Annotated in this window: 5 protein-coding genes and 1 rRNA gene; 3 read left to right on the top strand and 3 right to left on the bottom strand. The window is 61.2% G+C overall.

Translation table 11 applies throughout. The features are described from left to right. Positions 1–11: 11 nt before the first annotated feature. Positions 12–1529: ribosomal RNA gene (locus EEB12_RS25160) — 16S ribosomal RNA — on the bottom strand. 636 nt (positions 1530–2165) lie between these two features. On the opposite strand from EEB12_RS25160, the gene EEB12_RS25155 reads away from it, so the two are divergent. Next, a complete protein-coding gene (locus EEB12_RS25155; RefSeq protein ID WP_003945103.1) occupies positions 2166–2576 on the top strand; it encodes a VOC family protein in 411 nt (136 codons plus the stop codon). 72 nt (positions 2577–2648) lie between these two features. Here the strand turns inward: EEB12_RS25155 and EEB12_RS25150 are convergent, their stop codons facing one another. Next, the gene (locus tag EEB12_RS25150) at positions 2649–3623 is read right to left on the bottom strand and encodes a sigma-70 family RNA polymerase sigma factor (protein ID WP_020970164.1); all 975 of its coding nucleotides are present in this window, start codon (positions 3621–3623) and stop codon (positions 2649–2651) included. A gap of 53 nt (positions 3624–3676) precedes the next feature. After that, positions 3677–4408, bottom strand: a complete 732-nt coding sequence (locus tag EEB12_RS25145; RefSeq protein WP_029255775.1) for a GNAT family N-acetyltransferase — start codon at positions 4406–4408, stop codon at positions 3677–3679. Positions 4409–4624: 216 nt separating this feature from the next. Here EEB12_RS25145 and EEB12_RS25140 point away from each other — a divergent pair, with 216 nt between their 5' ends. Together EEB12_RS25140 and EEB12_RS25135 are read left to right on the top strand one after the other, a co-directional pair. Beyond that, entirely contained in the window at positions 4625–5395 is a 771-nt protein-coding gene (locus tag EEB12_RS25140; RefSeq protein WP_019749288.1) for an HD domain-containing protein, read from the top strand. A 508-nt stretch (positions 5396–5903) separates the two neighbouring features. After that, the gene (locus EEB12_RS25135; RefSeq protein ID WP_141488732.1) at positions 5904–11387 is read left to right on the top strand and encodes a carboxyl transferase domain-containing protein; all 5484 of its coding nucleotides are present in this window, start codon (positions 5904–5906) and stop codon (positions 11385–11387) included. Positions 11388–11452 lie beyond the last annotated feature (65 nt).

Here is an 11452-nt window from a genome sequence, read left to right as displayed (position 1 = left end):
ATGCTCCTTAGAAAGGAGGTGATCCAGCCGCACCTTCCGGTACGGCTACCTTGTTACGACTTCGTCCCAATCGCCGATCCCACCTTCGACGGCTCCCTCCCACAAGGGGTTAAGCCACCGGCTTCGGGTGTTACCGACTTTCATGACGTGACGGGCGGTGTGTACAAGGCCCGGGAACGTATTCACCGCAGCGTTGCTGATCTGCGATTACTAGCGACTCCGACTTCACGGGGTCGAGTTGCAGACCCCGATCCGAACTGAGACCAGCTTTAAGGGATTCGCTCCACCTCACGGTCTCGCAGCCCTCTGTACTGGCCATTGTAGCATGTGTGAAGCCCTGGACATAAGGGGCATGATGACTTGACGTCGTCCCCACCTTCCTCCGAGTTGACCCCGGCAGTCTCTTACGAGTCCCCACCATAACGTGCTGGCAACATAAGATAGGGGTTGCGCTCGTTGCGGGACTTAACCCAACATCTCACGACACGAGCTGACGACAGCCATGCACCACCTGTATACCGACCACAAGGGGGGCCACATCTCTGCAGCTTTCCGGTATATGTCAAACCCAGGTAAGGTTCTTCGCGTTGCATCGAATTAATCCACATGCTCCGCCGCTTGTGCGGGCCCCCGTCAATTCCTTTGAGTTTTAGCCTTGCGGCCGTACTCCCCAGGCGGGGCGCTTAATGCGTTAGCTACGGCACGGATTCCGTGGAAGGAACCCACACCTAGCGCCCACCGTTTACGGCGTGGACTACCAGGGTATCTAATCCTGTTCGCTACCCACGCTTTCGTTCCTCAGCGTCAGTTACTGCCCAGAGACCCGCCTTCGCCACCGGTGTTCCTCCTGATATCTGCGCATTTCACCGCTACACCAGGAATTCCAGTCTCCCCTGCAGTACTCAAGTCTGCCCGTATCGCCTGCAAGCCAGCAGTTGAGCTGCTGGTTTTCACAAACGACGCGACAAACCGCCTACGAACTCTTTACGCCCAGTAATTCCGGACAACGCTTGCACCCTACGTATTACCGCGGCTGCTGGCACGTAGTTAGCCGGTGCTTCTTCTGCAGGTACCGTCACTTGCGCTTCGTCCCTGCTGAAAGAGGTTTACAACCCGAAGGCCGTCATCCCTCACGCGGCGTCGCTGCATCAGGCTTTCGCCCATTGTGCAATATTCCCCACTGCTGCCTCCCGTAGGAGTCTGGGCCGTGTCTCAGTCCCAGTGTGGCCGGTCACCCTCTCAGGTCGGCTACCCGTCGTCGCCTTGGTAGGCCATTACCCCACCAACAAGCTGATAGGCCGCGGGCCCATCCTGCACCGATAAATCTTTCCACCACCCACCATGCGATAGGAGGTCATATCCGGTATTAGACCCAGTTTCCCAGGCTTATCCCGAAGTGCAGGGCAGATCACCCACGTGTTACTCACCCGTTCGCCGCTCGTGTACCCCGAAAGGCCTTACCGCTCGACTTGCATGTGTTAAGCACGCCGCCAGCGTTCGTCCTGAGCCAGGATCAAACTCTCCGTTGAAGACTCTAGATTTCACAGCCGAAACTGCTAATCAGTCATAGACAAAAAGAGTCAAATCACTAGCAAAAAAACTCAACTAGCAAAAAATGTGTCGGCAACCATTCAGACGGAAGAATGAACAATCACCGACGAAAAATACTCACACCACACACAAACCAACCAAACCCCAAGAGGCGGTTGATCATTCGCATGTGAAGTACCAAAAAAATATTTGGCACTGACATTCATCGACACACTGTTGAGTTCTCAAAGAACACGCACACACCATCACCACGACCCTATGGCCGCCGCTCCGGGGCAACTTTTCCAGCCTATCCCAACCAGGTCACCGGCGCAAACCGGAACCCGTGAAGAAAAACTGGATTGTGTTCGCCAGGCACTTCGTACAACCTCGTGTCACTCACCCTCGCAGGTGGGAGTCGGTGTCCGTGTCGCTCTGACCTGGACAAAGTTACGCGAAGATCAACACAACACCAAATCGCCAGGTCAGAGCACTGAAGCGGGTTAACAGCCGATAGTTTCCTCGAATTTTTGCCTCTCGCGATGACTTTCCGCGCCCACTGCGGTCTGTATGAGCAGGAACCAACAGGAACCGAAGCGTTCAGTAATAAGTCAACCGACTTCAAGGAGCACCCAATGTCTCGTCTTCTCTTCGTCAACATGCCGGTCAAGGACGTCGCCGCTACCCGGGCGTTCTTCAGCGGCCTCGGCTTCGAGTTCAACGACATGTTCAGTGACGAGAACACTGTCTCGATGATCGTCAGTGATTCCGCCACCGTCATGTTCCTGAACGAACCCCGTTTCGGGGACTTCATCGCCGACGACATCTGTGACACGTCGAAAGCTCGAGAAGCATTGATGTGCGTGTCAGCCGACAGCAGGGAAGAAGTCGACACCTTCGTCGACGCGGCGATCGCTGCCGGCGGTAGCAAGTGGATGGAGCCCCAGGATCACGGCTTCATGTACGGACGCGCGTTCCGCGACCTCGACAATCACGTCTGGGAGGTCATGTGGATGGACCCGGCTGCGACTGTTCCCCAGCAGTAACGCAGAGCAACAGCAGTAACGAGTAGCCGCGCGGGTCCCTCCATACCGGAGGGCTCGCGCAACTCCTTGCCCCTACAGCTCGGCAGGCAATCCGAACCGTGCGAACAGACTCAGATCGAAGAAACACGTGACGTGCGAGATCCCGGACTCGGTGACATCGAGAACGTGCAACTGGAAAGCACGGTGAACCCCATCGGGCTCGCGCATATAAAGGCCGAACGCCGGCTGGCCGTTGGCGGCGGTCGGTAGCAGCCGCATAGCGCCTGGTCCGTCGGCCGGGCATTTGGTTCCGATGAGCTGCCCGATTGCCTCGGGGCCCTGGTACCAACCCTCGAACGGAGGCATCTCCCAGATGGCTTCCCGCGTGAACAGCTCAACGATTGCCTCGACGTCGTAGCTTTCGAAGCTGTGCACGTAGTCGCGGAGCAACTTCCGGGCAGCCTCGGTAGTCGGTTCCACGAGATCGTCCTCAGTGGGCCCGATGTGATTGATCTGCGCGCGAGCCCGCTGCAGCAGGCTGTTCACCGCAGTGGTTGTGGTGTCCAGCGCCTCCGCAACTTCCGATGCCTTCCACTGCAGAACGTCACGCAGAACCAGAACCGCACGTTGGCGCGCGGACAAGTGCTGCAGCGCGGCAACAAGCGCGAGCCTGACCGAATCGCGATTGACGACCATGACGGCGGGATCATTGACGTCGCCCAACGCAGAATCCGCGATCGGTTCCAACCAGGCAATCTCGTTGCGCTCGATCAAATCGTCGGCCGGGTCCGAACTAGGTGCACCGAGGCCGGTCGGGAGTGGACGCCTCGATCTCCCCTCCAGCGCGGTCAGGCACGTATTCGTCGCGATGCGATAGAGCCAGGTCCTGAGCGACGACTGGCCTTTGTAACCTTCGAACCCGCGCCAAGCCCGGATGAACGTCTCCTGGACCTGGTCTTCGGCGTCGTGAATCGACCCCATCATGCGATAGCAGTGCGCCAGCAACTCGCGGCGGTACGGATCGGCAAGAGTGAGGAAATCACTGTCCAACGCCTGATCGACTGTCATTTGTTCAGACTAGTGGCCGAGCGCCCGAAACACAGGCGTCGGCGAGAATTCGATCAGGCCGGCGCCTGCACCGCGGTCAACCGGGATCTCTTCCTAAGAACGAACCCCAGTGATTCGTAGAGTCTGATTGCATTCGTATTCGATTGCACTGCATGGAGAAACGGCAGCTCGCCGCGTTCGCGAATCCCGGCAGCGACGGCACGGATCAGCGTCGTACCCAGGCCTCGACCTCGGAAGTCGCTGTCGGTGCACACCGCACTGATTTCCGTCCATCCCGGAGGGTGCAACCGCTCCCCCGCCATGGCAACAAGTCTTCCGTCGACGCGAATGCCGTAGTAGCTCCCCATCTCGACGGTACGAGGAAGAAACGGTCCGGGCTTGGTGCGCTCGATCAACGCCAGAATTTCGGGAACGTCGCCCCTTCCGAGAAGTTCGACCGACGGATCAACGGAGACTTCGAGTGCGGAACCGTCCATTTGCACCGAGCCGAACTGATCCACAACGCGCCACCCTTCCGGCGGCTGATGATCAAATCCTCGTAAACCTACTGTGCCGCCTGGACCTACGAGTGTGCGTAGGTTCTCCCAGTCTTCGGCGTCCAACTCGGGCGGATGACCGACAAACGGAGCGACTGTCGGGTCGTATCGCGCAACTCTCCCTGCCCAGCGAGCGAATTGCGCATGATGTCCGCGAAGACCTTGTCGCACAGGATCGTCCAGTGGATGGATGTCGACATCCGTGTCAACAGTCTCGACAAACGACGCCAGGGTCGCCTCCGTGGTCATCGAACCTCTTCCTATCCAAGTCTTCCAGTGATGGAGGCGACCGAAACTCCCCGCCCACCTCGATCACAACGCTAGGAACACTTGCTGTCGTAGTCGCCGGATAGAATCAAGATGATTCTGACTTCCGCCCCACGCCCAGTCACGACCACGGTTCGAGGGCAGATTCTCACAAAGACTTTCGTCGCGACATCTACACCAAACGAAAGGCTGTTCGCCATGAGCCACTCCGACCCGATCAGATCTGCATTCGACCAGCTACCTCTGAAGGAAATGGACGCAGCGACGCTGGTCTTCGCGATCGAGAGCGCCGTCGACGAGATGGCTCTCCCGGGTGAAACCTTGCGGCTCGCCATGGAGGTCGCGACCCTCGCGCACCTCGATCAGTTCAGAAAGAACGGGATCAAGTCAAACGAGGATCCCTACATCGTTCATCCCCTACGAAATGTGTTGCGGCTGCTTCGGTACGGGTGCTCTGATGTCGAGATCCTGAGCGCAACCGCGCTTCACGACACGGTCGAGGACCGACCACACGCCGTCATCGCACTCCTCGGTGGCCGGACTGCGGACGACATGTCTGCATCCGAAGCGCAAGAACGTGCGTCAACACTCATCGCCTCGCACTTCGGCCACAGAATCTCCGAACTTGTTGAGGCAGTGACCAATCCAATCGACTACCCGCACGACAACACCACCGGCTACCAGGATCACGTCATCCGCGCGATCGCGGATCCCGCAGTGTTCCTCGTGAAGTTCAGCGACTTCGTCGACAACGCGGGAAGCGTGAAGTACCTGAGCGAGACCGACAGGCTGAGGCTGGTCACGAAGTACGAACCACTCGTGGAGCACTTCAAGCGGGCTTCGCTTGCTCTCGCCAACGCATTGCAGCTCCCTCCCGCAGGACTCGACGCGATCGCACAGCACATTGCAACCATCGAAGGCGATTTCTCGAATACAGTCCGAGGGGACATAGAAAATACTCGCCAGTAGTACCGATCAGTAATAATCGAGCAATCGGGCGAATTCTCCGAATACGCGATTTTGTTACCAGTGAGTATTCACTTTCTTGCCAATTTCATTACCATCGTGATCCGCGTCACAGGGTCGAATTCCATTGCACTGCAATGATTTAACGCTATAAGTGTAACCGTGGTTCACGTTGACTAATATTCTTCAATTCGCCCAGGTGACATGAGCGTCGACATACTGCATTCTTAGATAAACCAGGGATTCCCTGGAAGCAGACACAATATGTTGCTGATTCGTGATTGGAGCGGTTCTGAGTCCACGCCTGCAGGGTGGCGTACAAGGCACGCCGTGCCTGAGCGCAGGGGACTCTACGAACCGGAAGGGCAATCACTTGCCGACGCGCAACCGGGGGAAACACAGCGCATCGCGGCGTAGTTCACGAACCAGGTAATCCGGGTATGTGGGACACGGTCGGCTCATATCGCAACGTACGTGACGAAGAATCTCATCAAGGACGGTGGCAGTGACAATGTTCAAACGAATCGCAGTGGTCAATCGAGGTGAGGCCGCGGTCCGGCTGATCAGGGCTGTACGCGAACTGAACGCCGAACACGACTGCGGCATTCGCGTCATTGCACTGCACACCGAGGCCGAGCGCCGCGCCATGTTCGTCCGCCAGGCCGACGAGGGTGTGACCCTGCGCGGCACCGGCACCGGCAGCCCGTATCTCGACTACGCCGAACTCGAGCGAGCACTCCTCGCAGCCAAGGCCGACGCAGTCTGGGTCGGCTGGGGCTTCGTGGCCGAGGATCCCGCCTTCGCCGAGATCGTCGCGAAACTGGGCATCACGTTCATCGGCCCGAGCGCCGACGCGATGCGCCTGCTCGGAGACAAGGTTGCCGCCAAGATCCTGGCCGAGAAGGTCGGCGTACCTGTCGCCCCGTGGAGCGGCGGACCGGTCGAAACGCGCGCCGACGCTCGTCGTCATGCTCAGTCCATCGGATACCCCCTGATCATCAAGGCCCGAAGCGGCGGCGGTGGACGCGGTATCCGCAAAGTCTGGGCCGAAGACGAACTCGAAGTTGCACTCGAGCGCACGCAGGGCGAAGCAGAGCGGTCCTTCGGCGACCCCGTCGTCTTCCTCGAACGCCTTGTCACCGATGCACGCCACGTCGAGGTACAGGTCATCGCCGACAACCACGGCAATGTCTGGGCTCCGGGCGTTCGCGACTGCTCGATTCAGCGTCGCAACCAGAAGGTCATCGAAGAATCCTCCTCCCCCGTCCTGACCGAAGAACAGTCTGACCACCTCAAGAAGGTGTCCGCCGAACTGGTCAAGGCAGCCGGATACCAGGGCGCAGGCACGGTCGAATACCTCTACCAGCCCGAGAACAAGCTCTTCACGTTCCTCGAGGTCAACACCCGCCTGCAGGTCGAGCACCCGATCACCGAGGTCACCACCGGAATCGACCTCGTCAAACTGCAGATTCTGGTCGCCAGTGGTGACGAATTGGTCGGTGACTGCCCGCCCGCATTCGGCCACGCCGTCGAAGCCCGTCTCAACGCCGAGGACGCGGACAACGATTTCGCGCCGGCACCCGGCACGGTTCAGCTCCTCAAGTTCCCGCTCGGCTCCGGCATCCGGGTCGACACCGGCATCGCTGCCGGGGACGTCATTCCGCCCGACTACGACTCGATGGTCGCGAAGGTCATCGCCTGGGGCCGCAACCGCTCCGAGGCACTTGCGCGCCTGCGTACCGCCCTTCGTGAAACCACAGTCGTACTCGACGGCGGCACCACCACCAAGTCGTTCCTCCTCGATCTACTCGATCGCGACGAGGTCATCTCGGCATCCGCGGATACCGGCTGGCTCGACCGCACGGGCGCCCTCACCGGAACCACGCGCCGCGCGGACGTCGCACTGATCGCCACCGCCATCGATGCTTACGACGCCGAGGAGTCCCTCGAGCGTGCGGCCTTCCTCGCCTCGGCACGTGGCGGCCGTCCCCGCGCCAATCACGCGATCGGCCGTAGTGTCGAGCTCAACTACCAAGGTCAGGCATACAAACTGACCGTCGGGCGTATCGGCCCGCACCGCTACCGCGTCGACGGAGACGCCGGCGACATCGAGGTCGACGTCGATCGTCTCGGCGACTTCGAGTCACGGCTGGTGATCGGTGATCGGCGCTTCCACGTCGTTTCCGTCGTGAGCCCGGCTCGCTATCTCGTCGAGGTCGACGGCATCAGCCACCAGATCAGCCAGGACGACGCCGGAGTGGTCCGCGCGCCGGCTCCCGCCGTCGTGGTGGCTGTACCGGTCGCGGTCGGCGACGACGTCGAAGCCGGCTCCACCCTGGTCGTACTCGAATCCATGAAGATGGAGACCGCAGTTCGCGCACCGTACGCGGGCAAGGTGCGTGAAGTTCTCGCTACCGTCAACTCTCAGGTCGATGCCGGCGCGCCGCTCCTGCGCGTCGACCAGGTCAGCGAGGAAGCTGTCACGGAGAAGGCTCCGCGAGTCCAATTCGATCTTCCGGCAGCAACTTCCGGTTCCGACGCCCGTGACGACGCGTTGGCACAGCTCGAAGCACTGACCGCGATGATCAGTGGCTACGACGTCAGCGGTAAGCACGCAAACGCTGTTCTGGCCGAGTACGACGCACTTCGCAGCGCACTCGAATCCGAGGACCGCGAACTGGTACAGGCCGAACTGGCTGTGCTGACCACCTTCGCCGACATCTGCGAACTCTCGCGCAACAAGCCCACCTCGGGTGAGTCCGCGAAGGACGAATCCGTCCACAGCCCCCGCGAGCACTTCCACACCTTCCTGCACTCACTCGACTCCGAGCGCGAAGGTTTGCCGGCGTCGTTCCGCACGAGACTCGAACGGGCACTTCGCCACTACGACGTCACCGATCTGGAAGATCGCCAGGCCGTAGAGGAAGCGGTGTACCGACTCTTCCTGGCTCTGCAGCGCATGGAAGCCCAGATCCCGGTCATTGCAGCACTTCTCGAAGGCTGGCTCGTCGGCGACAAGGCTCCCGGTTGCTCGGCTCAGGAGCTCAACGAGGTTCTCGATCGACTCATCGTCGCGACGCAGGTCCGCTACCCCGTCATCGGCGACGTCGCCCGCAACCTTCGCTTCCGGTTCTTCGACGAGCCGCGCATCCGCAAGGTTCGCGAAGACGTTTACGACGGAGTACGCGGCAACCTCGCCTACCTCGAAGAGCAGCCGGACGCTGCCGATTTCGACGAGCGAATCGCCAACCTCGTCGCCACTCCCGAACCGCTCCTGGACCTGTTGGGTCGAAAGATCGGCCTTGGCAACCGCGATGGCGGCCCTCTACTCGAGGTCATCACGCGTCGCTACTACAAGATTCACTCCTTCGAAGACGTCCGCGTTTTCGAGCACGTCGACCGCCGTTTCGTGACCGGTAACTTCGACCTCAAGGGCGACGGGCTGCATCTCGTCTCGACGGTGGCCGAATTCGACGCTCTCGGAACGGCTCTCGACGATGTCGCTACGATCGCGCAGGATGCTCCATCCGGTCGCGGCCTGGTAGTCGACATCTACCTCGACTGGCCGAATCAGCCCGCCGACGGCGACACGCTCGTCGAGACGCTGCGCACCGAACTCTCGCGCAACGAGACGATCACCCGGTCCCGCCGCGCGACTGTGATCATCTGCAATCCGAATGGGGAGCCGGTCCGCTGGGTCACCTTCCGCCCGATCGACGGTGAACTGGTCGAGGACAACATCATCCGCGACATGCATCCGCTCACGGGTCAGCGTCTGGACATGTGGCGCCTGAAGAACTTCAACGGCAAGCGTCTGCCGGCTCCGGAGAACACCTACCTGTTCCACCTCTCCGCCAAGGAGAACCCGAAGGACGAGCGCCTGATCGCTCTCGCGGAAATCCGTGACGTGACACCGCAGCTCGACGACGAAGGTCAGATGGTTGCGCTGCCGGCCATCGAGCGCACTCTTGCCGCCTGCCTCGACGGCATCCGCCGTGCGCAGTCCCAGCGCGGAGACAAGCGTCGACTGGCAGCCAACCGCGTCGTGCTCTACGTGTGGCCGGTCGCCGACGTTCCCAGCGAACGCTTCTCCGTGATCGCTCAGAACGCAGCCCGACTGACCGTCGGCGCCGGGCTCGAAGAGATCACACTCATCACCCGCCTGAAGGACCGAAAGGGCGGCGCGCCCAAGGAAGTTGCGCTGCGATTCTCCTACCGCGCAGGTGCCGGTGTGGTCATCAACAAGACCACGCCTCCCACTGAACCGCTGCTCCCCCTCGACGCGTACGCCCAGAAGGTCCAGAGTTCGCGGGCACGCGGCACGGTGTACCCGTACGAGCTGATTCCGCTCCTGACCGGCACCAAGGGCACCTTCGTCGAGCACGACTTCGACGAAGCGGGCGTCCTCTCACCTGTCGAGCGTCCGTACGGGCTCAACAAGGCCGGCATCGTCGTCGGCCTCGTGAACACTCCGACGCCGCGCTATCCCGAGGGAATGACCCGTGTCGCGCTCTTCGGTGACCCCACCAAGGCGCTCGGTACCGTGGCCGAGGCCGAATGCTCACGTGTGGTCGCTGCCATCGACCTGGCCGAGAAGTTGAACGCTCCGGTCGAGTGGTTTGCGCTGTCCTCGGGTGCCACCATCTCGATGGAGAGCGGCACCGAGAACATGGACTGGGTCTCCCGTGGCCTGCGCCGGATCATCACCTTCACCCAGAACGGTGGCGAGATCAACATCGTCGTCACGGGAATCAACGTCGGCGCTCAGCCCTACTGGAACGCCGAAGCCACCATGTTGATGCACACCAAGGGCATTCTGGTGATGACCCCGGACAGCGCGATGGTGCTGACCGGCAAGCAGTCTCTCGACTACTCCGGTGGCGTGTCGGCCGAGGACAACTTCGGTATCGGTGGCTACGACCGCGTCATGGGCCCCAACGGCCAGGCGCAGTACTGGGCCCCCGACCTCACTGCGGCGTGCGAGATCCTGTTCCGTCACTACGCACACTCGTACCTCGCTCCCGGCGAAAGGTTCCCGCGTCGCGCAGCGACCACGGACCCAGTCGATCGCGACGTGCGTAGCTTCCCGCACACCCACCCGTCGAGCGACTTCGAGACGGTCGGCGACATCTTCTCCTCGGCGAAGAACCCGGATCGCAAGAAGCCCTTCGACATTCGCACCGTGATGCGTTCGGTGGTCGACCAGGACCACTCGGTTCTCGAGCGTTGGGCCGACATGGCCGGCGCCGACACCTCTGTCGTTCTGGACGCGCACCTCGCCGGACATCCGGTCACAGTGGTGGGCATCGAATCCCGCGCGATCCCGCGTAAGGGTCACTTCCCCGCCGACGGTCCCGACACCTGGACGTCGGGAACGCTGTTCCCGAACTCGTCGAAGAAGACGGCCCGCGCGATCAATGCTGCGAGCGGCAACCGTCCGATCGTGGTGCTGGCCAACCTGTCCGGCTTCGACGGTTCACCGGAGTCACTGCGCAACATCCAGCTCGAGTACGGCGCCGAGATCGGCCGCGCCATCGTCAACTTCGACGGACCGATCGTGTTCTGCGTCGTTTCCCGCTACCACGGCGGCGCGTTCGTCGTATTCTCCGGTGCGCTCAACGACAACATGGAAGTTCTTGCTGTCGAAGGTTCGTTCGCCTCGGTACTCGGCGGCGCCCCCGCCGCCGCAGTGGTCTTCACCCGTGAGGTGAACACCCGCACCAACAACGACCCGAAGGTGCAGCAACTGGAAGCAGACTTGGCAGCAGCCAAGGACGACACGGAGAAAGCACACCTGCGCGTCGAACTGAACGCTCAGCGCATCGCCGTCCGCTCCGACAAGCTCGGCGAAGTGGCATCCGAATTCGAAGCGATCCACAACATCCAGCGGGCCCGAGAGGTCGGCTCGGTGGATGAGATCGTCCCTGCCGCAGAACTGCGTCCGCAGATCATCGCAGCAGTCGAACGCGGCATGAAGCGCGCACTCGCGCAGTAAGTTTCTCCGCACGTCGAGCGGTCCCGCGAAATGCGGGGCCGCTCGATTCGTGTCCGGACCGCGCC

Source organism: Rhodococcus sp. WS1, assembly GCF_003797745.1.
GTDB lineage: Bacteria > Actinomycetota > Actinomycetes > Mycobacteriales > Mycobacteriaceae > Rhodococcus_F > Rhodococcus_F erythropolis.
Note: the sequence above shows the minus strand (reverse complement) of the source record. Positions and strands in the feature narration are given on the sequence as shown.